The 25,569-nt window shown below is 53.7% G+C and carries 19 protein-coding genes and 6 pseudogenes; 18 read left to right on the forward strand and 7 right to left on the reverse strand.

Translation table 11 applies throughout. The annotated features are described in order from the left end of the window. The first annotated feature begins 12 nt into the window (after positions 1–12). Positions 13–432, forward strand: a complete 420-nt coding sequence (locus A0U92_RS14805) for a Rid family hydrolase (protein WP_077813826.1) — start codon at positions 13–15, stop codon at positions 430–432. Positions 433–664: 232 nt separating this feature from the next. On the opposite strand, the gene A0U92_RS14810 is transcribed toward A0U92_RS14805, so the two are convergent. The 5 genes and pseudogenes from A0U92_RS14810 to A0U92_RS17505 all read right to left on the reverse strand — a co-directional run. Continuing rightward, the gene (locus A0U92_RS14810) at positions 665–1,654 is read right to left on the reverse strand and encodes a LysR family transcriptional regulator (RefSeq protein WP_077813827.1); all 990 of its coding nucleotides are present in this window, start codon (positions 1,652–1,654) and stop codon (positions 665–667) included. A gap of 313 nt (positions 1,655–1,967) precedes the next feature. Further along, positions 1,968–2,309 (reverse strand): annotated as a pseudogene (locus tag A0U92_RS14815) (IS5/IS1182 family transposase); the annotation flags it as partial. 22 nt (positions 2,310–2,331) lie between these two features. Next, positions 2,332–2,499, reverse strand: a pseudogene (locus A0U92_RS17855) (integrase core domain-containing protein); the annotation flags it as partial. Continuing rightward, positions 2,447–2,775, reverse strand: a pseudogene (locus tag A0U92_RS17860) (transposase); the annotation flags it as partial. The pseudogenes A0U92_RS17855 and A0U92_RS17860, both read right to left, overlap by 53 nt. Before the next feature lie 73 nt (positions 2,776–2,848). After that, positions 2,849–3,102, reverse strand: a pseudogene (locus tag A0U92_RS17505) (IS481 family transposase); the annotation flags it as partial. A gap of 267 nt (positions 3,103–3,369) precedes the next feature. On the opposite strand from A0U92_RS17505, the gene A0U92_RS14825 reads away from it, so the two are divergent. From A0U92_RS14825 to A0U92_RS14860, 8 genes are all read left to right on the forward strand, one after another. Further along, entirely contained in the window at positions 3,370–5,829 is a 2,460-nt protein-coding gene (locus A0U92_RS14825) for a TonB-dependent receptor plug domain-containing protein (RefSeq protein ID WP_077813829.1), read from the forward strand. 109 nt (positions 5,830–5,938) lie between these two features. Continuing rightward, a complete protein-coding gene (locus tag A0U92_RS14830) occupies positions 5,939–7,120 on the forward strand; it encodes an MFS transporter (protein WP_236748174.1) in 1,182 nt (393 codons plus the stop codon). After that, positions 7,117–7,758: a 5-oxoprolinase subunit PxpB gene (gene pxpB, locus A0U92_RS14835; protein WP_077813831.1), complete on the forward strand. Its 642-nt coding sequence runs from the start codon at positions 7,117–7,119 to the stop codon at positions 7,756–7,758. The genes A0U92_RS14830 and pxpB overlap by 4 nt, the downstream gene beginning before the upstream one ends. Beyond that, a complete protein-coding gene (locus A0U92_RS14840) occupies positions 7,755–8,729 on the forward strand; it encodes a 5-oxoprolinase subunit C family protein (RefSeq protein WP_077813832.1) in 975 nt (324 codons plus the stop codon). The genes pxpB and A0U92_RS14840 overlap by 4 nt, the downstream gene beginning before the upstream one ends. A 25-nt stretch (positions 8,730–8,754) precedes the next feature. Continuing rightward, the gene (locus A0U92_RS14845; protein WP_077813833.1) at positions 8,755–9,519 is read left to right on the forward strand and encodes a LamB/YcsF family protein; all 765 of its coding nucleotides are present in this window, start codon (positions 8,755–8,757) and stop codon (positions 9,517–9,519) included. Positions 9,520–9,538: 19 nt separating this feature from the next. Beyond that, the gene (locus tag A0U92_RS14850; protein ID WP_077813834.1) at positions 9,539–9,988 is read left to right on the forward strand and encodes an acetyl-CoA carboxylase biotin carboxyl carrier protein; all 450 of its coding nucleotides are present in this window, start codon (positions 9,539–9,541) and stop codon (positions 9,986–9,988) included. Further along, on the forward strand, positions 9,981–11,336 hold the full coding sequence (locus A0U92_RS14855; protein WP_077813835.1) for an acetyl-CoA carboxylase biotin carboxylase subunit: 1,356 nt from the start codon (positions 9,981–9,983) through the stop codon (positions 11,334–11,336). Before A0U92_RS14850 ends, A0U92_RS14855 begins: the two co-directional genes overlap by 8 nt. Continuing rightward, positions 11,333–11,767, forward strand: a complete 435-nt coding sequence (locus A0U92_RS14860) for a hypothetical protein (protein WP_077813836.1) — start codon at positions 11,333–11,335, stop codon at positions 11,765–11,767. Before A0U92_RS14855 ends, A0U92_RS14860 begins: the two co-directional genes overlap by 4 nt. Positions 11,768–11,793: 26 nt before the next feature. Here A0U92_RS14860 and A0U92_RS14865 read toward each other — a convergent pair whose 3' ends face one another. Beyond that, the gene (locus A0U92_RS14865; RefSeq protein WP_077813837.1) at positions 11,794–12,339 is read right to left on the reverse strand and encodes a winged helix DNA-binding protein; all 546 of its coding nucleotides are present in this window, start codon (positions 12,337–12,339) and stop codon (positions 11,794–11,796) included. Between the two features lie 98 nt (positions 12,340–12,437). On the opposite strand from A0U92_RS14865, the gene A0U92_RS14870 reads away from it, so the two are divergent. The 9 genes and pseudogenes from A0U92_RS14870 (at position 12,438) to A0U92_RS14910 (ending at position 22,719) form a co-directional block, all read left to right on the forward strand. Further along, positions 12,438–14,546: a hydantoinase/oxoprolinase family protein gene (locus A0U92_RS14870; protein ID WP_077813838.1), complete on the forward strand. Its 2,109-nt coding sequence runs from the start codon at positions 12,438–12,440 to the stop codon at positions 14,544–14,546. Next, entirely contained in the window at positions 14,543–16,129 is a 1,587-nt protein-coding gene (locus tag A0U92_RS14875; protein ID WP_077813839.1) for a hydantoinase B/oxoprolinase family protein, read from the forward strand. The genes A0U92_RS14870 and A0U92_RS14875 overlap by 4 nt, the downstream gene beginning before the upstream one ends. 54 nt (positions 16,130–16,183) lie before the next feature. Then, positions 16,184–17,134 carry an NAD(P)-dependent oxidoreductase gene (locus A0U92_RS14880; protein WP_077813840.1) on the forward strand — a complete coding sequence of 317 codons (951 nt, stop codon included), beginning with the start codon at positions 16,184–16,186 and terminating at the stop codon, positions 17,132–17,134. Positions 17,135–17,234: 100 nt separating this feature from the next. After that, positions 17,235–18,608 (forward strand): MFS transporter, encoded by a 1,374-nt coding sequence (locus A0U92_RS14885; protein WP_077813841.1) that lies wholly within the window; start codon positions 17,235–17,237, stop codon positions 18,606–18,608. Between the two features lie 77 nt (positions 18,609–18,685). Beyond that, positions 18,686–19,443, forward strand: a pseudogene (locus tag A0U92_RS14890) (IS5 family transposase). Between the two features lie 74 nt (positions 19,444–19,517). Next, on the forward strand, positions 19,518–20,468 hold the full coding sequence (locus A0U92_RS14895; protein WP_077814207.1) for an IS481 family transposase: 951 nt from the start codon (positions 19,518–19,520) through the stop codon (positions 20,466–20,468). Between the two features lie 72 nt (positions 20,469–20,540). Then, positions 20,541–21,375 (forward strand): annotated as a pseudogene (locus tag A0U92_RS14900) (IS5 family transposase). 445 nt (positions 21,376–21,820) lie between these two features. Continuing rightward, positions 21,821–22,321, forward strand: coding sequence for a DUF3363 domain-containing protein (locus A0U92_RS18535; RefSeq protein WP_077813842.1), 501 nt, complete (start codon positions 21,821–21,823; stop codon positions 22,319–22,321). 35 nt (positions 22,322–22,356) lie between these two features. Further along, positions 22,357–22,719, forward strand: a complete 363-nt coding sequence (locus A0U92_RS14910) for a tyrosine-type recombinase/integrase (RefSeq protein ID WP_335622190.1) — start codon at positions 22,357–22,359, stop codon at positions 22,717–22,719. Positions 22,720–22,952: 233 nt separating this feature from the next. Here A0U92_RS14910 and A0U92_RS14915 read toward each other — a convergent pair whose 3' ends face one another. Next, on the reverse strand, positions 22,953–25,526 hold the full coding sequence (locus A0U92_RS14915; protein ID WP_149026488.1) for a TonB-dependent siderophore receptor: 2,574 nt from the start codon (positions 25,524–25,526) through the stop codon (positions 22,953–22,955). Positions 25,527–25,569 lie beyond the last annotated feature (43 nt).

Here is a 25,569-nt window from a genome sequence, read left to right on the forward strand (position 1 = left end):
ACGGAGGTAGTCATGGTGGAAATTGTCAAGGTTAAATCTGGCAGCATGTATGAGGAAAAGGATAGTTATTCCAGAATTGTAATGGTCGGTGACCAGATATTCGTAGCGAATACAGCGGGTATAGATTACAAGACGCGCGAAATTTCTGCCGATCCGGGAATGCAGGCCCGCAAGGCCCTGCAGAACATCGAAGGTGCTCTGAAAGCAGTGGATGCCTCTCTCGCCGACATCGTCCGGGTTATCACCCATGTTCCGGACCGGGCAAATGCACCCGCAGTCGCTGCTGTCCTTGGCGAAGTGTTTAAAGATATTGATCCGGCACTTACCTTCGCCAATACGCCGCTGGCGCGGGATGACCTGAAGGTTGAGTTTGAGGTTACAGCGATCCGCGGAGCATCCGGTCAGGCCAAATATATCCGCATCTCACTGTAATCCTGTCGGATATTACTGAAATTTTCTCCGAACCTCATGATGGCCTGTTTTCAGCCTGACGGGTTCGGGGAACCGACAGGCTTCTGCGTGTGCCAGAGCATGATGTGATCGGTTGGCTTGCCCGGTTACATAAACATACTGAAAACAAAATATTGTGGCATGTTATGATCACATTCTCTGGTCGTAACATGCCAATAATGATTGTCTGTCAGAAAAAGTGCTGATTGAAGACCTATGTCACTGGTCTGATCTCATCAAGGGCCATCCGCACAGATACGTTCCGGGGTATTGGATTGTCAGTTATCGCATTCTGTGGCCAGAGGAATTCGTCCTTGAGGCTCGCGACCGACTGCTTTATCAATCCCACAAGGGATGCATTCACAGGCTTGCTCTGCGATGTCGCCAGAGAAATCGTGCGATAAACAGCAGGTTTTGTGATCAGCCGTGCCCTGAACTGTCCGGACAATATCTCCCGTTGCAGTGAAGCGGCCGGGAGAAGCGTCGCGGCAAGACCGGATGCGACGACTTGCAGAATAGCGGAATAGGAATCGCATTCAAACTGCACATGCGGTTCAAGGTTATTGCGGCTTGCCCATGCATCCACGATCTGGCGCAGTCCGTGACGACGGCCTGGCAGTACGAGCTGGATGTTTTCAAGTTCAGCCGCTTCAACATCGTCACCGAATTCTAGCACTTCACTGTCGGGGGAGTGCCGTTCGATCAGATAGAGAGGTTGGCTGAACAGGGCTTCAAGATTCTGATGTGTTGTTCCCGGCGCATCATAGATTAGAGCGATGTCCAGCGACCCGCCGCCGAGCGCCAGAAGAAGATCGCCGTTGCAACCATCAAGAAAACGCAGTTCAGCCTGAGCGTGGGCTGTGCGCAGGGAGCGTGCCAGAGGCGCAAGCAGAATGGCGCTGACGCTTGCTGGCATACCGATGGCTGCGGAGCCTAGCTGATCCGATGAGAAGTCACGAACTTTTTCGCGTGCATCATGTATCTGACGGATGATTGCCCAGCCGAGATGCTGCAATAGTTCTCCCGCCTGAGTGACGACGACGCCTCTTCCGTTTCTGTACAGCAGAGGAACACGTAAATCTGTTTCCAGATCGCGGATGTGGCGACTCAACGCCGGCTGGGGCCGGCCAAGCTTCACAGATGCTCTCGAAAACGAACCACATTCCGCAACCGCAATGAAATATTCCAGATCCCTCACATTCATAGCAACAGCCTCGTTTGCATGATGAACAGCACGCCATCAGATCGAATATGGTGGAAAACACAGGGGAAATTGTCTTAACGGCAACTTCTATGACAAATTAGGATAAAAAAGTGAATTTATGTCAAGTTAATTTCGTTATTAAAAACATTATATAATTTAGTTTCAATTATAGGAATAAGTTGGAGGGATGGAAGAACCGTTTTTTTGAACTCCTGTTTCCTGATTTCAGGGCTATGACGATTTGATTGATGGTTGTCAGGGTAACTTTTTCTCTGCGTTTTGATCCGTGTGGAGATATTGCCCCGCTGAGCTGCTACGCGGTCGCACTGATCCGTTCCAGGAAGATAAAGCGGCGCATGTTGTAGACGATATTGGCTAGCCCGATCCTCATGGTGGTCCGTGTGATGTCGACGGTGCGTATGAACAATCCCATCTGTGATTTCTGATCGGCAAAGACATGCTCAACGCGAGACCAGATAACGGACTTGCCCGCATTGGATCGCTGGATATGACAGGGCATGGGCTTGAGACGCGGCTTTTTCCTATGAACCCTGGAGACAAAGCCCTGCTTTTCCATGAAGGCTTCATTGGCTTTTGAGCGGTAGGCGGTGTTGGCCCAGACATCAGACGCGGTATTGCTGCGGTCGAGTGACCCTGCCCAGAACATGCCCACGGATTTAAGTTGGGGTCTGTGCGTTGCTATATGCCGTTATGGCATGTTGAGCGAAAGCCTCTGGCGTCATGCCATTGAGGCTGGTGTGGGGCCTGACGGCGTTATAGTCGGCACGCCAGGCGTCGATGACCGTCCGAGCGTGGGCGATGTTGCGGAACAAATGCTCGTTGATCATCATGTATTCGTTATCGTGATCGGCGGCCAGATGATGAAAGATCTTCTCAATAACACCGCTTTCGCACCAGCGACGCAGACGGCGATGCACGTTTTTCCAGCCCCCGAACCGGGCCGGAAGGTCACGCCATGGAATGCCCGTGCGATAGCGATACAGAACGATCTCCACAAACAGACGGTTGTCCGCTGCCGTGCCGCCAAGATGACCTTCACGACCGGGGAGAAGATCCTTTATCCGCTCCCACTGGTCGTCGCGCAAACCGTATCGCCGCATTTGTCTGTCTCCACCAAAATCGGGGAAACAATCCGCACACGCAGACACAAAGTACAACCCTCACGTGCCACACTCAGGGCTTAACTGACGACACGCCGTAGGTGTTTAGTCCCGTGTTTTGATGGGTTGGGTTGATGATGAATCGTTCTGGTTCTGAAGTTTCTGTCTTGCAGATGTATTCGTAGGACGCGAGACCGTCGAGGGTCTTGAGCCTTCATTCGGGTTATACGCGACGATAAAGTCATTGAGGTGCGTCCTCAACTGCTCATGGCTGTCATAATGGAATCGTTTAACGGTTGTTTCCTTGATCGTTCGGTTCATTCGCTCGTCCCATCAGGCTACCAGCCTGCACTCAACCAGTGATCCCGCCCTGCGATTTGTGCAACAGAGCCGCTCCTGAGCCTAAAACCGGGGGAGTTTTTCGAACCTTTCGGATGCTTGATCGAAACGTATTATGTTGCGAATCCGGAATATATATGATTTATATATATTATAAACACGTGATCATATGGAACACCAGCGCAGCTGGATTTCAGAGTGCGAGGTCGATAAATGACTCGACGTATCGGTTTTAAGGCTATCCTCTTTTGTAATATGAGCCTTGCCAGTTCTGCGCTCATATCAGCAGCATTCGGTGCTGCGCCAGTAAGGCACGTTGGCCATAAGGCGACCGGTAAGCATGCTTCGCAGGCCGCAATATCGGCCTCGGAGATGAGCCACGCACGAGCCCCGGTCCAGTCAAGGCGGAGCGCCTTGCGTGCTGTTTCCTCACCTGAGCAAATCAGTGTTACCGGACAGACGTCGCGCACCTCCGTACTCTCGCCGTCGACGCCAGTACACAGCACCTCCCAGGTCACGGTGATTTCCGGCGCTCAATTGCTGAGCACCGGGCAGACCAATGTGATGAGTGCGCTGGCTCAGGCTTCCGCTGCCATCACGGCGCCTCCACAGCCGGGTGTCGGTAACAACGCATTCGTGCAGACCATGCAGCTTCGCGGACAATCCGCTGATGATACGTTGATTCTTGTCAATGGACACCGTCGTCACCTTGGTGCCAATTTCAATGCGAATGCCGGACCAAACTGGGGAACTGAGCCGGCTGACATTTCGCTTATCCCTATTTCCGCAATTGATCATATTGAAGTCATCACCGAAGGAGCATCGGCTTTGTATGGTGCGGATGCCATTGCCGGCGCGGTTAATATCGTCTTGAAAAACCGTGACCATGGCGGGTCCGTCAATTTTCAGAATAGTGGCTTCTATGCTGGTGATGGGCAGGCCGTGAATGGATATGCTGATTATGGTACGAGTTTTGGAAAGTTGGGTGGATATCTGAATCTCGCAGCGCAGGTGACGCATCAGCAACCGAGCAACAGAAGTGGAGATTTTATTGGGCAGCTTTATCCTGTAGGGGACTCACGTAATGAAACGGCAAGCCGTGACGTTAACCGTATGCTGGGCGTTCCGAAGTCGACCATGGAAACGCTCAGTGAAAACATGCAGATTCCATTGGCACATAACGTAAACTTTTACAGCACCACGACATTCGGTCACCGTCGTGTTGATGTCGCTGAAACTTACCGTAGTGCAGCCAACAGTCTGACCAATAACGTGCTTTGGCCGAATGGCGCCATCCCCTACATCGACATGGATCAGTATGATTTTGAAACGGATAATGGAATCAAGGCCCGTGCATTCGGTTTTTCATGGGATACGTATCTGAATTACGGGCGTGACAATCAAAGCTACTCCACGGTTCATAGCAACAACATTTCACTCGGTAACAACAGCCCGCGCAATTTCTATGACGGCAAAGCCATTTCTTCCGAATTGTCGACTGGCCTGCGTGGCTCCCGTGAATTCCATGTGGGCTGGCTACCGAAACCGATAGGATTACGGTTTGGCGGCGAATATCGTCACGATACATTCCAGATGACGGAAGGTGAAGAAGCCTCCTGGTATGGTCTCGGCGCAACTGACCATGCTGGTAACGTGCCGCTCGCCGTAACTGACCGAAACCGTGACGTTTATGAGGGTAATGTCAATCTTGATTTCTTTGTCACTAAAAATTGGGAATGGACAATTGGTGGACGTGCCACGAGCTATGCTCATCTAGCGACGGTTGAAACCGGAAGTATTGGCACGCGCTATAATTTCAATCGTAAATGGGCAATCCGTGCCAGTATCAACAACGGGTATCGTCCGCCGACCCTTGGACAGACTTATTATTTCTATAATGCCCCGTTCGCGACTTATTCGGTCGATCAGTTGCCTAATAGCAGCATCGCTGCACAGGCATTGGGGGCAGGAAAAATCAAGGGAGAGTCCTCCCGTAGTTACAGCATAGGCGTCGATGCCACGCCACTGGAAAACTGGCATCTTACAGGTAATCTTTACTATATTGCGATTAATGATCGCCTGGCCAGCACGACCACTCTGGGAGGTAATGCGGTCGCGGATATTCTCGCGGCGTCTGGGTTGCAGAATGTGACCTATGCATCCTATTATACCAACCCGCTAAATACGCAGACCTATGGCGGTGATATTAGCACTGACTACACGCTACACGTGCAGCGTGCCGGAACGTTCAAGTTCGCTTTCAGCTTCAATTATTCCGATAACGAAGTTCGAAGCTATAATAAGACACCTGCTATATTAGCCCAGTATGGTCTCACAAGTTACAATAAATATGCTGAAGAGATGCTGTTGCATTCGGCTCCTAAAAACCGGGAAAGTCTTTCGGTCAACTGGAATCTCGGACGATGGAATGTCTTTGTGCAGGAACAGCGTTATGGCTCAACCCTATTTTTGGCAAGTCCAACCGCCGCTGGCGTGACACAGCGTCCGGCCTTCCTGACCAACCTTGAGGTGTCCTACAAGATCCTCCCTCAATGGAGTCTGGCTGTTGGCGCCAACAATCTTGGCAACAAATACCCTACCCGTATCCCGAAATCCGTCTCGGGCCCGCTGTTTGGCGCTTACAAATATTCCTATTATTCGCCCTATGGTTTCAATGGTGGAATGTATTACGTCAGAACAAATTTCACATTCTGATTGTTCTCTCCCTTTCTGTGAGGTGACTGTATTGCCGTCCTCAGACATATCTGGAGTCAGCACCTCACCGTGTTCACTCCGTTTCCTAATTTACGTGATGACGATCGCCATGTGCATTATCTGCTATGGTGATCGCGCGGCGCTCTCTGTCTCCATGCCGCGCATCTCCAAAGAGTTCGGGCTGACGCCGGGTGAAACAGGTTGGGTTTTATCCAGTTTTCTGTGGTCGTATTTCTTTCTGAATTTGCCCAGCGCTATCATACTGGACAGAAAGGGGGCGCGTTTCGTGGGTGCTGCCGCAGTGACGCTTTGGTCCTGCGCCATGATTTTTGGTAGCCTTGCGACAACTGTGCCTGCCTTTATTGCGACACGTATTCTGCTCGGTGTGGGAGAAGCTCCGACTTTTGCACTTGGAAACAAGGTCATGCGTTATTGGTCGCGTCCTGGCGAACGCGGCTTGATGATGACAGCTTTCATCTGTGGCATCCCCATCGGTCTTGCGGTTGGAGCGGTAGCCAGCGCGTGGCTTGTAGAAGTGTTTGGCTGGCGTTCAACATTTGTGATCCTGGGGGCGTGTGGTCTGCTCTGGTCTCTGGTGTGGCTTTGGATTTATCCTTCCCGTCTGGCGCTTCATCCTTCCACCCAACGCGGGACGTTCGTGGTCATTTCACTTCCAACACTGTTCGGATCCCGTGATTTCTGGGGTGTCGTGATTCCGCAATGCTGTGCCAATTACGCCAATTTCCTTTTAATGTCCTGGCTACCAATCATCCTGCGTGACACATTCCATGTTTCGCTGGTGCAATCAGGACTTTATACGGCGTACAGCTATCTGGGGGCCGCTATCCTGTCTCTCGTATTCGGCAAAGTCGGTGAACGCGCGGTCCGCGACGTCGAGAGAACACCTTCCGGCCGCCGTCATGCTGTAAGTTTCTTTTTGCTCATGGCGTCCACGCTTGGAATATTTCCTTTCTGCCACTCGCCGCTTGCCGCCATCTCCTTGCTTATTTTCGCCATTGCCTGCGTGACTGCGGGGACAGGAGCCAATATGGCCCTGCTGGCTGATCTGGTTGCGGAACGGGAAAGTCTGGGGTCGGTGACTGGGTTGACCCTAACATTCAGCAATGGTCTGGGAATCGCTGCTCCGGTACTTACTGGCTATCTTCTTCAAGAGACTGGTAATTTCCATACAGTTTTCTACATTACGGCTGTCATTATCCTTCTCGGCGCCGGCGTCGTATTCCTGATGCCGCGTCATCCCATTCACGCTTACAGGATCACCGTATCATGATCCGGATCAGCATCGCGGGGACTGGCGCCCTGCTGCTTGACGCCGCGCACGGCTCGTTTGACCAGTATGTGCAGGAACGTGTCTGGTCAGTCGCCCGCTGCTTGGCTACCCAGCCGGACATTCTTCAAGCCTTGCCGGGCGTGAACAATCTTCTGGTAATGTTCAATGTTATCGAGCAGGATGCGGTCACAATTGAACGCCGTTTGCGAGCATTGTGGGATGATACGTTCCCTGAGTCCCTCCCTGTCCGGACCATTGAGATTCCCGTGACATATGGTGGGACAGTTGGTGAGGATTTATCCGAAATAGCATATTTCGCGAATTTGACTGAAGAAGAAGTGATCGCGATTCATGTGGGCGGTGAATATCGCGTTGCCGCAATTGGGGCGATGCCGGGCTTTCCGTACCTGACCGGTCTTGACTCGCGTCTGGCGATACCGAGGCGGGCATCGCCTCGTGTAAGCGTTGAGCGGGGCGCAGTCTCGATCGGCGGGGGACAGGCCGGGATCATGCCCTGCACATCGCCAACAGGCTGGCACATTCTCGGTAAAACAGATGAAATTCTGTTCGACACGCATCGCGCTGAACCGTGCCTCTTCCGTCTGGGTGATCGCGTGCGGTTCAGGAGGATCGGATGATTGAAATCCTGACAGGGTCACCGCTTAACACCATCCAGGATCTTGGTCGGCCACGAATGATGACATTGGGTGTGTCCCGCGGCGGGAGCATGGACCCCCTGGCTCTGATGGCGGGCAATCTGCTGCTTGGAAACAGTCTGGATGATGCGGGCATCGAGGTCGCATTCTTTCCTTTTAAGATAAGGTTTCTTTCCGATCAGACTGTTGCGGTAACTGGCGCACATGGACCTGCGCGTCTTGACGACATTCCTTTACCACCGGACTGGGCAGTACGCGCGAGGAAAGGACAAATCCTGACTCTTCAGGCCCCCACGCAAGGCGCGCGGAGGTATGTGACGTTTGGTGGTGGTCTGGATGTCCCGGTCATTCTGGCGTCCCGGTCCACGGACATGAAAGGCGGCTTCGGAGGGTTCGATGGTCGTCCGCTGCAAACAGGAGATCGATTGTCCGTGTTTGTCTCTGATGATTGTGCTGTCCCCGATTATGGTTATGGGCTGGCTCATCCATGTGACCTGCCGGAGACCTCCATTACTTACGTGCGCTGCCTCCCCGCCGCAGAATTCGATACATTCACGGAGGAATCACAGCAGTTGTTTTTCGGGCAGTTATGGACGGTAAGTCGAACGGCGAACCGTGTTGGGTATCGGCTGGAAGGCGAGCATCCTCTCAGTCTTCGCGTGCCACTGGAACTGCTGTCACATGGCATCGTCCCCGGTACGGTTCAGGTACCATCTTCCGGGATGCCTATTGTTCAGATGGCTGACGCCAACACCTGTGGCGGCTATCCGAAAATAGTCAACGTGATTGAACCGGACCTTCGTCTTCTGGCCCAGACCCAGACCGGACAGGAGATTCGCTTTGTGCGTGTTGAACTGGACGACGCAGTCGTCGCCATTCGCAGGGAAGCCGAGCGGATGCGCGAACTCGGCCCCGCCCTGCTTACAGCGCGTAAAACGCTTCTTGCCAAATAATGTGTGTCAATAAGGACTTCCTGATATGCCTGCTCTGACTGTCGATTTGAACGCGGATCTTGGCGAAAGTTTCGGTCATTATGTCATCGGCAGCGATTCCGAGATGCTTGATATCGTCACTTCGGCCAACGTCGCCTGCGGCTTCCATGGAGGTGACCCTGAAGTCATGGCTACGACATTCGCCACGGCGCGCGCGAAAGGCGTCGCCGTTGGCGCGCATCCGGGTTTCCCAGATCTGTGGGGCTTCGGGCGCCGTGTCATGCCGTTCAGTGTGGGTGAAATCGAACGCATCATTGCCTACCAGCTTGGCGCGGCGCAGGCTCTGGCCACTTATGCCGGATACCGCATTACCTATTTGAAAACTCACGGCGCCCTCGGGAATCTGACCGAGCGGGACGAAGCCGTGGCTACGGCTGTCGCCAACGCGGTTCAAAGTGTCGATCCGACGCTGCCCATCATGGCCATTGCGCTCAGCCATCTCGAACGGATTGGGCGTGAACGCGGAATGGTTGTATTTTCGGAAATCTTTGCGGATCGTACCTACACGGAGGATGGCCATCTTGTATCCCGCAAGGAAGCTGATGCTGTTCTTCACGACGCTGATTTCGCGGCTGAGCGAGCTGTCCGCATGATTTCCAATGGTGCTATCGAAACCCGTTCCGGCGCGATGCTGCCAACTCAGATTGATTCTATCTGCGTGCATGGAGATAACGCCCATTCAGTTGATGTCGCCCGTAAGGTAAGGGCCAGTCTCGAAAAATCCGGAATTTTTGTAAAAGCCCTGAGATAACAAGAAGGAAACGACGTCAATGACGATCGATCCGAAACGCGCTGAAGAGTTGATGGCGCGAATGCAAAAACTGGGCATTGCGGAACTTGAAGTCAGGCAGGGGGCGGAACGCTATCGGCTGGTTCGTTATACCCCTTCGTCGGAAGGTGAGGAGACCGCGCTTCGGCATGAGGCTGCCCCGTCATTCATGGTAACAGAAACACCAGCAGAAGGTGCGTCAACAACACGAATTGTGGCGGCGTCCATGCATGGTGTTTTCTATCAGGCTGCGGGACCGGGTCAGACTCCTTTCGTTAATGAAGGCACAACCGTGCAGGAAGGGGACACGCTTTATATTCTGGAAGTCATGAAGACCCTTTCTCGGGTCGAAGCCGAATTCCCGTGCAGGATCATTGAGATCATGGTGAGAGATGGACAGCCCGTGGAGCCCGGTATGCCACTGTTCACGGTGGAGGCCGCAAATGCGTGACATCCGGACTGTTCTTATTGCCAACCGGGGAGAAATAGCCCTGCGCATCGTGCGCGCATGCAGGCTGCTTGGTCTGCGTACGGTAGGTATCTATTCTGAAGCTGATGTTGGTCTGGCCCATTTGCAACTGGTGGACCAGGCCCTGTGTATTGGTCCTGCAATGGCTACGCAAAGTTATCTGGATGGTGAACGCATCCTACGTGCTGCTGATCTGACCGATGCAGACGCCATTCATCCGGGTTATGGTTTTCTTTCAGAAAATCCGGATTTTGCAGAAGCGGTCGAACGGGCGGGACGTGTTCTCATCGGTCCGACATCATCTGTCATGCGTCTGATGGGCGACAAGATCAGTGCGCGATGCGCCATGCAGGCCAACAACGTTCCCTGTCTGCCGGGATCAGATACGGCGCTACCGGCCGATCCTGACGGAATTTACGCAGTTTGTGATGCGATCGGGTATCCATTGATTGTGAAGGCGGCGGGTGGCGGTGGCGGTAGAGGGATGCGCGTCGTGCAAGAAGCTGATGAGCTATTCGATGCGGTTGCAAACGCCAGCAAGGAAGCGGGTGTCGCTTTTGGAAATCCGGCTGTCTATGCTGAGCGTTTTCTTGAGGCGCCGCGGCATGTGGAAATTCAGATTCTCGCAGACTCTTACGGCAATGCTGTTTGGCTGGGTGCGCGTGACTGTTCGGTGCAGAGACGTCATCAGAAATTGATTGAGGAGGCACCGCCCCCGGGTATTCCTGAAGATCAAATCATGGATCTTGGTGTCGCTTGTGCCAGCGCCGCCGCACGGATCGGCTACACGGGTGCGGGTACATTCGAATTTCTTTATGAAGACGGATCCTTCCATTTTATCGAGATGAATACCCGTATTCAAGTTGAGCACCCGGTGACCGAGATGACGACCGGCATCGATATTGTTCGCGAACAAATCCTGATTGCGACAGGGGCACGGTTGTCTTTCACTCAGAATGATATCCAGAGCAGCGGTCATGCGATTGAATGTAGAATAAACGCGGAAGATCCGGAAACATTCAGACCTGCACCGGGTTCTATCAAAACATGGCGACCACCCGGTGGACCCGGTGTTCGGGTGGATACCCATATCCATGATGGTTATGTCGTTCCGCCATATTATGATTCCCTGATCGCTAAAGTGATCGTGCATGGTTCTGACAGGAACGATGCCATCCATCGAATGGAGGCTGCTCTGATGGAAATGCGGGTGGAGGGGATTCTGACGACGGCGTCCCAGCAGATACTCCTTCTGAATGACCCGGTTTTCCGTGAGGGGGTATTCACCGTTCATGCCCTCGACAGGCGTCGGGATGGAGGAGCGGCATGACCCGGCGGGAAAAGGAAGACACGGACATTATGGGAGAAGACTTCCTTGACCGTCTTGTGACTGCGATGCGTCGCTATGAGGTGAAGGAGGCCGAATTTGAATACGAAGGCACTGTCCTTTCTGTCAAGCTGTTCCCTGCAAAGACGGGCAGTGCACAAGACAAGTTCGTATCCGTGGACAAGACCGATCCCGAAACTACGTCTGATATCCTTGTAAGGAGCCCTGAACTCGGATGTTTCGCAAGCGCGGGTAAAAAAGTCGGTGACGCGGTCATGTCCGATGATGTGATCGGTTTTGTGCGTGTCGGCGTTTTACGGCTTGCGATCAGGGCTCCAAAAACTGGTTTTCTTGCTGAAAAGTTCATCAACGATGGTGAACCGATTGGGTATCATGCGCCTGTCTTTCGTATTCAGATCACGCCTGTGACATGAAAGATATGGCAAACTGGCTATCCAGGCTACAGGGACGATACGGAGCGGGACGCCTGCTCATAAAATCCATTGATGATACGAAGAGCCTTTGCGACTTCAGCAATTGTGATGCCGCCGACGCAATGGTCATCGGGCACGAGTTCCAGCAGGCAGACGTTGCGCAGGCGAGCGTACTCCTCACAGTAGGCCACACCTTTGGCGGACGTCCAGACGAAAACCTCCTTGCCCTGCTTGCGTCGCTCGATCAGTCCCCGCTCATCGAGCTTTTTCATCGCGTAATTCAGGTAATGGCGTTCGGAGATGTTCAGAGCAAACATCAGGCTTGGGATGCTCTTCTCCTTGGAACGGTGATTGATGTGATGAAGGAGGAGAGTTTCAAGTGCCGACAATTCGGGCAGACCGGCAGCCGTCATACAGCGGACGATCCAGTGCTGAAATGCATTGTTCATAACTGTCAGGGAAAATTCAAATTCGCTCAGATCTTCGCTTCCCGGCGTCGCAAGATGAGAGGACGACACAATGAACGGTCGCTGGTCCTGTCTGCGCGTCTTCGTCCCGACGGTCGCCTTCATTTTCTTAGCTCCACCCTGTGTCACCGTTACCTCTCTTCCGCATTTCCTGTTTGTCGTAGCTTCCGCGCCACGCGAGCCTAACATCTTTGAGGACATCGATGAACACCACGACAGATTGCACCGCCATCCGCCTTGCTGTCGATATTGGCGGCACCTTTACTGATGTTGTGCTCGATACTCTCGAAAGGCGTTATACCCGTAAAGTGCTCACTACGCCGTTCGCACCAGAAGAGGGCGTAATGAACGGTGCTGCGCTGGTGTTACAGGACGCACAGCTCTGTCTGTCGGATATCGGAGAATTCGTCCACGGCACCACTCTTGCGACCAATGCGATCATTGAGCGACGGGGCGCCAACACAGCCCTGATCGGCACGGATGGATTTCGTGATGTTCTGGAAATCGGCACGGAAAGTCGCTTTGACCAGTATGATCTGATGATCCGCAAGCCTGTGCCACTTGTGCCGCGCACCCTGCGTTTCACCGTCCCGGAACGCATGGATGCGAGAGGAAAGGTCAGGTTGCCGCTTGATGAAGCGGTCCTGGCTGAAATCGCGGACAGTCTGCGGCGTGGCGGTGTCGAAAGTGTCGCCATAGCCTTCCTGCATGCTTATGCCAATGATGCGCACGAAACGCACGCACGAGATTTCCTCGCAAGAATGCTACCGGACGTTGCGATTTCGATTTCCAGCGAAGTGTGCCCAGAAATTCGGGAATACGAGCGTACATCCACCACAGTCGCCAATGCCTATGTTCAGCCTTTGATGGCAGGATATCTCGGTCGCCTGCGTGACGGTCTGTCGCGCGACGAATTCCGGGGCGCATTCTATCTGGTCACGTCGAGCGGTGCGTTGACTTCCCTTGAAACCGCCAGTTTGTTTCCCGTCCGTCTTGTGGAATCTGGTCCGGCGGGCGGTGCGATATTTGCCGCGCAATGCGCAGAGAGGATGAAAGAGACTCAGGTGCTGTCTTTCGATATGGGCGGCACAACGGCCAAGGTCTGTCTTGTCGAGCACTTTCGTCCTACTTCGTCACGCACCTTCGAGGTCGATCGTACGGCCCGCTTCATGAAGGGATCGGGCCTGCCCCTACGTATTCCAGTTATCGAAATGGTGGAGATCGGCGCTGGCGGTGGTTCGATCGCCCATCTGGATGCGATGAAACGGGTAACTGTCGGGCCGGAAAGCGCATCCTCGGTGCCCGGACCGGCCTGCTATGGTCTCGGCGGCACGCGACCTGCTGTTACGGACGCCGATATCGCACTGGGCCTGTTGCGGCCCGACGGGTTCGCGGGGGGGAGTATGACGTTAAGTCAGGAACTCGCGAAACAGGCTTTGCTTACGGATATCGGGGAGCCTCTTGGTCTTACAGCAGAAATGGCGGCGCATGCGGTTTATGAAATGGTGTGCGAAAACATGGCTAGCGCCGCGCGCGTCCATGCTGTGGAGCGGGGTGTGGCCATTGGTGAGCACACGATGATCGCCTTCGGTGGAGCAGCCCCGCTTCACGCTGTCCGGGTCGCGGAAAAGCTGGGTATCCGCCGTTTGGTGATTCCGTCCAACGCTGGTGTCGGCTCGGCTGTTGGTTTCCTCACCGCGCCTCTGGCCTTCGAGGTCGTCCATTCATATCCGGCACGTATTGATGACAGTTTCGATACCGCAGGCGTTGCCGCTCTGCTCGAAGGCATGACGGAATCCATCATGAGTGTGCTGGCGCAGGGCGCCCCCCGGGCGGATACTTTTCGTGTCGAACGCCGCGCCTTCATGCGTTATGTGGGACAGGGCCACGAAATCGCAATCCATCTGCCGCCGGGAGAGAAAGCGGGTCCACTTGATGTGACGGCCCTGCGTGCGGCCTTCGAGCAGGATTACGCACGGCAGTTCTCACGCGCTATTCCGGGGGCGGTCGTCGAGGTCATGAACTGGTCCGTCACCGTTTCCGCTCCGGCGGTGTCGCCGCCGCCCTATGCGCCTACTCCGCCGCTGCGACCGGTGCAGTCCGATCAGCGCTGTGCCTTTTTCTCCGGTGATGTCGAAGGTGTTGTTGAGCTGGCAGTGCATTATCGCAAGGCCATGCAGCCGGGTGATGTCCTGACCGGTCCTGCCCTGATCCGTGAAGATGAAACCACAACGTATGTGTCGGCCCGGTATGATGCTCATATAGACGGCAGCGAGAACATTGTTCTGACGATGAAGGAAACTGCGTCATGACGACAAATGCTCTTCTTACAGACGCGCAGCAGGAAATCCATTTCCAGATCATGTGGAATCGTCTGATCGCTGTTGTCGGCGAACAGGCTCGCGTCCTGATCCGCACCGCCTTTAGTCCGATCGTCCGCGAATGCGAAGATATCTCTGCCGGTGTTTTCGATCCCCATGGGCGCATGGTGGCGCAGGCTGTCACGGGCACTCCGGGCCATGTGAATTCCATGGCGGAATCTGTCGGTCATTTTCTTCGTCATTTTCCCATTGAGTCGATGAAGGAAGGTGACGCGTACATCACCAACGATCCCTGGATGGGCACGGGTCACCTGAATGACTTCGTTATCACGACCCCGGCTTTTTATCGTGGAAAGCTGGTTGCCCTGTTTTCCTGTACTGGTCATCTGATGGATATTGGCGGCTTGGGGAATGGCCCGGACGCCACTGATGTATTTATGGAAGGCCTGTCGATCCCCATGCTCAAGCTGGTCGATCAGGGCAGGGTGAACGAGACACTGATGGCCATGATCTGTGCCAATACGCGTTTGCCCGTGGATACGGAGGGCGACACCTATTCCCTCATCGCCTGCAATGATGCTGGTGTTGAGGCGCTGTGCTCCATGATGGATGAATTCGGTATTGAGACAATCGAACCGCTGACGGATTATATCATTGATCGTTCCCGGAGAGCCGTTCTCGAAAAAATCGCGGCTCTGCCGAAAGGCAGCTGGTCCTACACGATGACGGTGGATGGGTATGACGCTCCTCTCGACCTGAAGGCGGCGCTGACGATTGCCGAGGATGGCGTAAGCGTCTCCTATGCAGGCTCTCCCCCTGCCATTAAACGGGGGATCAATGTGCCACTGGCCTATACGAAAGCGTACACGGTCTTTGGTCTGGCCTGCGCCATTTCTCCCGATATTCCGAACAATGCTGGCTCGTTCGCGCTCTATCGCGTGGATGCGCCCGTCGGATCGGTGCTGAACGCCCAGCGCCCTGCTCCGGTCTCCTCCCGTCATATCATCGGGCAGATGCTGCCTGACATGGTGTTTGGTTGCCTGCGCACACCTCTACCAGATCGCGTTCCTGCCGAGGGTACATCCTGTCTGTGGAACATCACCGTTCGAGGACGCTGGAAGCCCGATGATGGCGCGCGCGAGACGCAAGTCTTCGCTCTGGCAATCACGACCAATGGGGGGACTGGCGCGCGGCCAAAGCTGGATGGCCTGTCAGCTACGGCGTTTCCGTCTGGCGTTCGCGGTACTCCTGTCGAAATTGCAGAGAATCAGTGTCCACTGATTTTCTGGAAGAAAGAACTACGTGAAGGAAGCGGTGGTTCTGGCCAGACATGCGGCGGCGATGGGCAGGTGATGGAAATCGGCACGACCAACGATGACGCCTTCGAATTGCTGGCGGCTTTCGATCGCGTCAAATACCCTCCACGCGGTGCGCTGGGGGGAGGGGATGGCGCGGCTGGCATCGTGAAAACCTCGAAAGGCCGGTCTCTCTCATCAAAGGGATTGCATATTATCGCCCCGGATGAACGGCTGCACTTACTGACACCGGGCGGCGGCGGTCTCGGCACACCCTGAACGCGCGTCAGGCTTTTATCTCTCCTCGTTTTTCCGGTTCGGAGCACCGATCTCATGCCAGCCTGCTTTATCACCCAGCCTATTGCCAAGGAGGCGGTCGCCTTTCTGCGCCAGCAGAATGTGACAGTCCGCTTTGCTTCCTCAATGACGATGGCAACCGTCATCAAGGAAGTCGGTGCAGCGGACGCCGTCATTACGCGCGATCTGGGCTTTAGCGCTGCAGCCGTCGCCGCTGCCCCTGCCTTGCGCCTCATTGCCTGTCATGGTTCCGGCACCGACCGGATTGCTGTGGATGCCGCCAAAACTCGTGGAATCGTGGTCACGCGGGCTCTTGGCAGCAATAGCCGCTCGGTTGCTGAACTGACGATTGGACTGATGCTGACGGTGGCGCGTCGTATCTGCGAAGCGGACCGGGCTGTGCGCGCAAATGACTGGGTCTTTCGCTATCGCGGTGCAGGAATGGAACTGCACGGCAAAACACTGGGGCTTGTTGGATTTGGCGCCATCGCGCGCGAAGTGGCGCGGATTGCCGCTGCGGGATTTGGAATGAATGTGCGGGCCTGGTCATCCAGTGTGGAGGCATCAGTATTTGCTGAGCATGGTGTGACAATGATGTCTGATCTTCCATCGCTCCTGCGTTCCTCGGATGTCATCTCTCTCCATCGTCCAGCCGGTCGGGGTGGTGACGTATCGCCGGTGATTTCGGATGAGACGATTCGTGACCTGCGTTCCGGATCGATTTTGCTGAATACCAGTCGAGGAGTCGCCGTGGATCGTGATGCGCTTTTAGCAGCGCTCCAGTCCGGTCGACTGGCTGGTGCGGGACTTGATGTGCTGGCGGAGGAGCCACCGGAACCAGATGATCGGCTTCTTCAATGTGAAGGCGTTGTCTTCACTCCGCATGTCGGTGCGGCGACGACGGACGCTCTGGTCCGAACAGCCATGATGTGTGCCCATCAGGTTATGGACGTATTTGCGGGCCGTATTCCGCCGCACGCCTTATGACAGGTCTTCATAACGCCCGCTTTTCCGTCATGACCACACCCTCTTTCCTGATCTTTTCCCTGCTCCATGCCAGACGGGGTATGATTCAGGGACGAACATCATGACATCCTCTGCCTTCCCGGAGCCAGGATTGCACGGCTTGGCGCGGATATCGGCCATGAGCGCTGTGGCGCTTGGCCTGCTGCTCGCGGTTCTCGATTATTCGGCGGCCAATGTGGCGTTGCCGACGATCGGTCATGACCTCCATGTCCCGTCCTCCGACTCAATCTGGGTCGTCAACGCCTATCAGTTCGCGTCGCTTGTTACGCTGCTGCCTCTCGCGGCCTTGGGATCGCGTGTGGGGTTTGCCCGCATGTATCTTATCGGCACCACCATCTTCATTGTTGCGTCTGCCCTCTGTGCCTTATCACACACCCTGACCGAAATTTCTCTGGCGCGCATTCTGCAGGGGCTGGGCAGCGCCTGCATTCTGAGTGTCAATCTTGCGCTTATCCGTTTCATTTATCCCCCGAAGGAACTCGGCAAGGGAATTGGTCTTAACGGGCTGGTGGTCGGGCTGGGCGTCGCGCTTGGTCCCTCCATCGGCGCAGCCATGCTCAGTGTGGCGAGTTGGCCGTGGATCTTCTGGCTGAACGTGCCTCTGGGAGGAACTGCGCTACTGTTGGGCTTTTTCGCACTCCCCGCTACCCCGCGTTCTTCAGCGCCCTATGACATGCCCCACACGTTGTTGTCTGTTCTCGCATTGGGCGGTATCGCGCTGGGTCTGGACGAGTTCGCCCATGGTCATCTCGGTCTGAAAGGATTTGGACCACTTGCAATCGGGTGTGCTGCGATTTGTATACTCTGGTATCGCCAGCATGATCACGCCGCTCCGATCTTTCCAGCTGACCTACTGAAACATAGGCCATTCCGCACAGCTTTTCTGGTCAGTGTGATGAGTTTCATGTCCTCCAACCTCTTCATGATCTCAATCCCGTTCACTCTGCAAACTGTACTCGCAAAGAGCGCATCCCTTACAGGGCTACTGATCACTGCATGGCCAATCGGCGTTACAATTGCGTCACCCATTTCGGGCAGGTTGGCGGATAGGCTGCCTGTAGGGCTGGTCTCTTCCTGTGGGCTATTACTAACTGGTTGCGGGTTCGTGATTTTGTGCTGTCTGTCTCCAACGGCGTCCGATCCGATGATCGCCGTTGCTATTTTGATCGCCGGCATAGGTTTTGGCATATTTCAGCCGCTGAATAACCGCGCCATGATGGCCAACACCCGCGCAGGACGGGAAGGCGGGGCCAGCGGCATGGTCTCACTCTCCCGCCTGAGTGGGCAAACGCTGGGTGCCACGTCCACCGCCTCTATATTTATGTATGTCCCGTCACGCGCCTCTCTGCTCTGCCTCATTCTGGCCGCGTTCTGCGCCTTGATTGCGGCGGTGATCAGCGGTAGCCGTCTGTTGACGGTCCGAACTGCACGCTAGGACCGATCGACATTCAGGATTCCCTTTTTTTGGAATGAGTGATTCATAGAGCACCGTGTTGGAACACGGAGCGTGGGATGGGGATCAAGCGTTACGAGTTGACCGAGGTGCAATGGCAGAGGATTGCGCCTTTGCTACCCGGCAAGGTCGGTGATGCAGGCCGTAGCGGGACGGATAACCGCATGTTCGTGAATGGCTGTCTTTGGGTTCTGCGCTCCGGCGCGCATTGGAAAGACCTGCCTGAGCGGTATGGCAAATGGAAGACGGTACATCGTCGGTTCAGCCGATGGTGCCATGCCGGGGTGTGGGAAAAGGTTTTCGAGACGCTGACGGCCGATCGGAACAATCAGTATCTGATGCTCGATTCAACCATCGTTCGCACCCATCAGCAGGCCGCGAGCGGAAAAGGGGGGCCAAAGATCAGGCGCTGGGGCGTTCTCGAGGTGGTCTGACGACCAAGATTCATATGCTGGCCGATGCGCTGGGCCGCCCGCTGTGCTTCGTGGTCACGGCTGGTCAGGTTGGCGACGTCACCCAGGCGCCGGCCCTGCTCGCGGGTCAGGAGGGGGCTGCCGTCATTGCCGACAAAGCCTATGACAGCAATGCGTTACGTGCCCTCATCGCTCAGATGGGTGCAGAAGCCGTCATTCCTTGTAACCCGACCCGCAAGATTATCATCTCCCACGATGCCATCGCCTACAGGATACGTAATCGTATCGAGCGGTGCTTCAACCGCCTCAAGCACTTCCGACGCTTCGCTACCAGATATGATCGACGCACCATCCATTTCCTCGGCTTCGTTCACCTCGCCTCAGCCATGATCTGGATGATCTGAATGTCGATCCGTCCTAGCTGTTTAGTCCCGTGTTTTGATGGTGCATTATTCAGTCAGGAATGGAGGGATGCACTGTGGGACAGATTTTACACGGGAGCGCCCGCACGACAGAGGCGGTCCGTCGAGCGATACACGATAGTCAAGAGAGCCTGAGGGTTCTGGCCAGGCGTTATGGGATCAACCCGAAGACGGTTGCGAAGTGGAAGAAGCGCACTGCGGTCGGTGATTTGCCGACCGGCCCCAAAGACGCGCATTCGACGGTGCTGAGCATTGAGGATGAGGCGATCATCGTTGCTTTCCGCCGTCACACGCTGCTGCCGCTGGACGACTGCCTCTACGCACTCCAGGCGACGATCCCGCACCTGACGCGATCATCCCTGCATCGCTGCCTGCAACGACACGGGATCAGCCGACTACCCGAGGTGACGGGAGACAAAAAACCCAGGCGCAAGTTCAAGGCTTATCCGATTGGCTATTTTCACATTGATATTGCTGAAGTGCAGACTGCGGAGGGTAAGCTGCGCCTGTTTGTCGCGATAGACCGTACCAGCAAATTCGCCTTTGTCGAACTGCACCGGGAAGCCGGAAAAATGATTGCCGCAGGTTTTCTGCGGAACCTGATCGCAGCAGTCCCTTATGCCATCCATACAGTTTTGACCGACAACGGCATCCAGTTCACCAGTCAGACACGGCATAAATACGCCTTCCACCCTATCTTTGATCGGGTGTGCGACGAAAACGGTATCGAGCATCGGCTGACAAAGGTGAAGCATCCATGGACCAACGGCCAGGTTGAGAGGATGAACCGCACGATCAGGGAGGCAACAGTCAAACGCTTCTATTATGAAACACATGACCAGTTGCGTCAGCACCTCGCGGACTTCGTCATGGCCTGCAATTTCGCCCGAAGGCTCAAGACGCTACGCGGTCTCACTCCATATGAATTCATTTGCCAGCAGTGGGAAAAAGAACCATCACGGTTCATACATAACCCGCACCATCAAAATACGGGACTAAACAACTAGAGCCTGATCCGAAAGTTTTTGAACAGTACCAGCATGTTGTGATTCATCCGTCTTTGCGAAGAGATGGAGTGAATGGTGGCATGGACTGGTATTGCCCGACACGAACATAGCCGGGAGGGATTGCGATATCCATCGGATATGACGGATGCCGAGTGGGCTTTGATTATGCCGTTCGTGCCCCCGGCGAAACGGGGCGGACGACCTCGCACGGCGGATATGCGCGAGGTTGTAAATGCGATACTCTATATCGCCTCGGGTGGGTGTGCGTGGCGTCTGCTGCCGAAATGCTTTCCGCCGGTCTCGACCGTCAGGCGCAACTTTTACGCATGGCGTGATGCCGGACTGTTCGAAGCGATGAACACGGTACTGGTCATGAACCTGCGGGAGATCGAAGGGCGTGAGGCCTCCCCGAGCGCGGGCGTGATTGATAGCCAGTCGGTGAAAACCACGGAAAGTGGGGAATTTGCGGTTATGACGCTGGAAAGAAGGTCAAAGGTCGCAAGCGCCATATTCTGACGGATACCTGCGGCTTCCTGATCTTCCCCCTTGTTCATGCCGCTGACATTCAGGATCGTAACGGGGCTGTCGATGTCCTGGCGGCAATACGCAGACACTTTCCATGGCTTCGCCACATCTTCGCCGATGGCGGCTATGCCGGTAATAAACTGCGATCCGCGCTCGCCAGCATGGGAAAATGGACGGTCGAAATCATCAGGCGATCAGACACAGCCAGGGGCTTTGAAATCCTGCCTCGCCGCTGGGTGGTCGAACGAACATTCGCCTGGCTCGGTCGCTGCAGGCGGCTCGCTAAAGACTGGGAAAGTCCATAGCCTCGTCAACAGCGTGGACTTTGACCGCCTCAATCCGCATGCTGACCCGCAGAACCGCAAGGCACTGTCAGTCCTGAAAAACTTTCGAATCAGGCTCTGAGGAACATCGAAGATTATATAAAATTCATAAGCACTAGAAATGAAAAAATGACTCATTCCTGCGCGCGTTTGATATACCATGGAGTGAACGAAATAATGCTCTGAATGATTTACGGAGTATGGGTGTAACGGCTTCTTCCATATTCCCCGGCCTGGATGGTATTTGCGAGGATGTTAGGACACGTCTTTTTTATGAATAGATATATTCTTATTTTCTAATCTAACGCATCTTCAATTTACCTCTCTTGCATAAGCATAAATCAGCTTCAACGCAGCTTAATTTCAGGTCAATGAAGGACACCTCACAATGGGTATCCCCTCCCTCTTTTCTGCAATTTCATTTTTTTCTTTTCCAAACTCATATAACGACTATGTCGTATTGTGACGCCATAACCTCCCGCAGAATGTCTGCAATACTGATTATTGGCAGATCAAACCGTTGAGAAAACACGTCCACGCGCCGAACACGAGATCGAGGCCGCGTTGCGCCAAGATGTCACGGCGGAACGCTGGACTCGGCTTGATGCCGAGTTGCAGCGCCATGCCGACGATCTGGGGATCGTGGACCTGCGGGCTGACGCCACTACAGGCTTCGGCCAGGATGCGACGCATCGCGCGCTGCTAACCGGCAGGGCACAGACACTGGAACGCATGGGACTGACCACGCCGGAAGGACCAGGCCGATGGTCACTCACGCCCGACATGGCGGACACGCTGCGCGAGATGGGCGCACGGGGCGACATCATCAAAACCATGCACCGCGCCATGACGGAACGAAGCCGGGATCTGATGATGTCTTCCGGTGATTACGTGATCTCGGGAGAACATCACCCTACCAAACTGACCGGCCGCCTACTGGACCGTGGACTGCACAACGAACTGACGGGCGAAGCCTATGCCGTGTCTTTCTGGACGAAGGAGTAATCAGGTTACCCGACAGCAAAAATGGCGCTCGCACCGTGCAGTTGGGCGAGAGTGCAGTGGACCTGCTGAAACGCATTCCCATGATCGCGGGCAACCCGCATGTCATCACCGGACGGAAGGACGGTGGTCATCTGACCGATCTGGAGAAGCCGTGGCGACGCATCCGAAAGGAAGCCGGGCTGGAGGACGTCCGCATTCACGATCTTCGTCATTCCTTTGCATCCGATGCGCTTGAACTCGGCGAGGATCTGATCATGATCGGAAAACTTCTGGGCCATCGCGATCTTAAATCGACCGCACGTTACGCCCACCTCAAGAAGGAGCCTATCCAGCGTGCGGTCAAAGGAATCGACCTCAAAATTTCATCGGCTCTTGCTGCAACGAAGCTCCAGTCATGAAGTGCAATTGATCAAGGTGCTTTCAACTGGAAGATTGAATTGAATACATTCACTTCGACTGTCCACGACACACAACAAGCCCCCCCTCTATTCACAATATCATAAAGTGCCCCCAAATTGCATTTGTTTAAGAAACATACAGCGTATCCATTTTGCTTTTGGGGCAATTATTCAGCAACGCTCAAATTACAGAACCACACAGTTCATTCTTAGATAGCCAAAAAAGTAACTCCTCACCAACTGTAGCTCAGATTTCCATAAACACGCCGACCTTGCCCAATATAACAAGAATAAGTTCCACCACAGGAAGCAATATAATATTTATTCGTTAGATTTGAAATTGAAAGCTGTGCTCGTAGTCCTTTGAGAGAAGCAAATGCTTGCCCAAAATCATAATGAGCGCCAATGTCGAACAGCACGTAGGCAGGAACTTTATAACTGTTAACAGCATCGGAATAGGTAAAACCCTTATATCGTACGCCACCGTTAATTCCGAAACCCTTCAGGAAACGGGATGGAGGTGTGTAGTCCAGAAATGCTGACACCATGTTACGTGGAATACTTTCCACGTATTTTCCTTTCTCAGCTACAACACTTCCTGTACTACCATCGGCATAATCTTGAGTATCGGAAAGATTGCTGTCCAGATAAGTCGCCTCATCATAAGTATAGGATGCATTAAATCGCAGGTCACGTGTGATGTTCGCATTGGCGGAAATTTCGAACCCTTGGGAACGAGCCTTTCCAGCGTCACTGGAAAAATTATCATGCTCGGGGTCATTAACCAGAAAATGATTTTCATCAATCCTGAACGCAGCAGCAGAGATAAAGATGTTATGGTCAGGAGATTCATATTTCATCCCGGCCTCCAACTGTTTTCCAGTCAATGGAGGAAACAGTCTCCCCTCCCAGTCTCTCTGCCCGAAACTCTGCGGAACGAAAGATGTCGAATAACTAAAATAAGGAGCAAGCCCGAACGAAAATTTATAAACCAAACCAGCCCGCCATGTGAAAGCGCTCTGTGGTCTTGGAAGAGCATGGCTTCTTGTGACGATGTAAGTATGGTCCGAATTCTGATTTGAACCCTGATCTGTATATCCGTGATAATTGACCCAGTCCTGGCGTCCTCCCAGAGTTACAGATAGATTCTTCCATTTTATTTGGTCCTGAAAATAGACACCTTCCTGAAAATATGAGTTGTTTCCGCTATAGCTTGTGTTTCTGCATGTTTTTGAATGAACATTGATGCACGGAACATAATTGCTATGAGGGTCATAAACATTAACAAACGAATAACCGTTTGAACCAGGAAATCCGTCATAACCCATGGTGTGATCAGAAGTTGTTCCATTTTTGTCGTTGTACTGCCGAAAATCAGTACCAATAAGCCATGTATTATGGACGTTTTTGATTGAAAATTTCCCGCTAACTCTCGTATCAAGCCCGACAGTGGAGTCTAATCCACCACCTTCATAAGCAGCACGACCATACTGATCTGGAAGTATTATCCGACCACGAGTAAGTCTCTTCTCGAAGCTTTCTGATCGCTCCCATCTCAAATTCTGACTGAAATCGATCCATTTATTGAATTTGTGCTGAAACTGATATTCAATAAATGCGTCTTTCTGACCAGAAACATTCCATCTCGGGTCTCCTAGAAAACGGCTTCGGGGAATGAGGCCGTTATGATTGGTGTTCAAAAGTATCTGAGGTGGCAATTGGGTCCAGTTTGTTCCGTCACCAGGCGTATACATGTAGGATCCCACGAATGCTACATTGGTTTTTTCATCAATGTTCCATGAAATCGAAGGCAAAACACCTACACGATGATAATTCACATGATCTGTCTGGGAGCCCTGCGTTACGCCAATGGCCGAAATACGGTACTTTACACTTCCTGATTTATTAAGCTTATCACTGACATCAACAGTTGCTTCGTACCGCCCCCAGTTTCCAAAACCAACCGTTGCATTATGTAACGGTGTTTCTGTCGGTTTTTTCAAACTCATGTTGATCATGCCACCCGGGGTACTCTGCCCGTACATTACAGAAGAAGGCCCGTTCATGACCTCTATTCGTTCAAGAAAAGCGGTCTCTCCTGCACTATTAGAGTAGGAACGCAAACCATCCACAAACTGCGAAGTATTAAATCCACGTTGCTGGATAGCACCTGGATTTAATCCACTGGCTGGACCGTTACCGAAAGCTCCAAATGCTTCGACACTGACCCCCGGCATGTATCGCAGAGCCTCCATGACGTTCTGAGGCTGTTGATCAATCATTTGCTGTTTAGTAATGACATGAATAGAATTTGGGATTTCAATGATTGGCGTATCTGTTTTTGACCCTGTCATAGTGCGTGTCGCAACATAGTCCACACCTGGCCCGGAAGGATCCTGCTGATGGCTTATATTTCCGCCAACACGTACAGGACCAAGCATGATGGCGGACGATGTTTTCTGTATAAGAATGTTTTTTGAGCTGGTATGATGAGCGACAAGCCCGGTTCCCGCCAACAGATGTGTGAGCGCCGCATCGGGAGTCATTCCTCCCGATACTCCTCCCGATCTGATACTGCGAGCAAGGTCACCGTTGACCGATATCTGTATACCTGCCTGACGTCCAAAACGAGTTAGCGCATCAGCCAGCGATCCTGCCGGAATGGCAAATTCCATTTCCGTAGATGCTGATGCTTGCGCGCTATAAGCAGGATTGATTGTCAGCCATGATAACCCTGCCGTAGAAACTCCCAGCGCCAGTCGTTTGGCTAATCTAATTTTTTTCCAAGTTCTGTTATCGACATCCACGAACACAACACCCCTACTCCAACCTCGCTCGACATCCAGAAGC

The organism is Acetobacter aceti (assembly GCF_002005445.1).
GTDB classification, from domain to species: Bacteria; Pseudomonadota; Alphaproteobacteria; order Acetobacterales; family Acetobacteraceae; genus Acetobacter; species Acetobacter aceti_B.

What these genes read in the sequence shown, in the direction of transcription:
- A0U92_RS14825 (WP_077813829.1), top strand. Translation starts at nt 3,370, where the DNA reads ATGAGCCTTGCCAGTTCTGCGCTCATATCAGCAGCATTCGGTGCTGCG.
- A0U92_RS14810 (WP_077813827.1), bottom strand. Translation starts at nt 1,654, where the DNA reads ATGAATGTGAGGGATCTGGAATATTTCATTGCGGTTGCGGAATGTGGT.
- A0U92_RS14830 (WP_236748174.1), top strand. Translation starts at nt 5,939, where the DNA reads ATGTGCATTATCTGCTATGGTGATCGCGCGGCGCTCTCTGTCTCCATG.
- A0U92_RS14860 (WP_077813836.1), top strand. Translation starts at nt 11,333, where the DNA reads ATGACCCGGCGGGAAAAGGAAGACACGGACATTATGGGAGAAGACTTC.
- A0U92_RS14850 (WP_077813834.1), top strand. Translation starts at nt 9,539, where the DNA reads ATGACGATCGATCCGAAACGCGCTGAAGAGTTGATGGCGCGAATGCAA.
- A0U92_RS14865 (WP_077813837.1), bottom strand. Translation starts at nt 12,339, where the DNA reads ATGAAGGCGACCGTCGGGACGAAGACGCGCAGACAGGACCAGCGACCG.
- pxpB (WP_077813831.1), top strand. Translation starts at nt 7,117, where the DNA reads ATGATCCGGATCAGCATCGCGGGGACTGGCGCCCTGCTGCTTGACGCC.
- A0U92_RS14880 (WP_077813840.1), top strand. Translation starts at nt 16,184, where the DNA reads ATGCCAGCCTGCTTTATCACCCAGCCTATTGCCAAGGAGGCGGTCGCC.
- A0U92_RS14805 (WP_077813826.1), top strand. Translation starts at nt 13, where the DNA reads ATGGTGGAAATTGTCAAGGTTAAATCTGGCAGCATGTATGAGGAAAAG.
- A0U92_RS14840 (WP_077813832.1), top strand. Translation starts at nt 7,755, where the DNA reads ATGATTGAAATCCTGACAGGGTCACCGCTTAACACCATCCAGGATCTT.
- A0U92_RS14870 (WP_077813838.1), top strand. Translation starts at nt 12,438, where the DNA reads ATGAACACCACGACAGATTGCACCGCCATCCGCCTTGCTGTCGATATT.
- A0U92_RS14855 (WP_077813835.1), top strand. Translation starts at nt 9,981, where the DNA reads ATGCGTGACATCCGGACTGTTCTTATTGCCAACCGGGGAGAAATAGCC.
- A0U92_RS14885 (WP_077813841.1), top strand. Translation starts at nt 17,235, where the DNA reads ATGACATCCTCTGCCTTCCCGGAGCCAGGATTGCACGGCTTGGCGCGG.
- A0U92_RS14845 (WP_077813833.1), top strand. Translation starts at nt 8,755, where the DNA reads ATGCCTGCTCTGACTGTCGATTTGAACGCGGATCTTGGCGAAAGTTTC.
- A0U92_RS14875 (WP_077813839.1), top strand. Translation starts at nt 14,543, where the DNA reads ATGACGACAAATGCTCTTCTTACAGACGCGCAGCAGGAAATCCATTTC.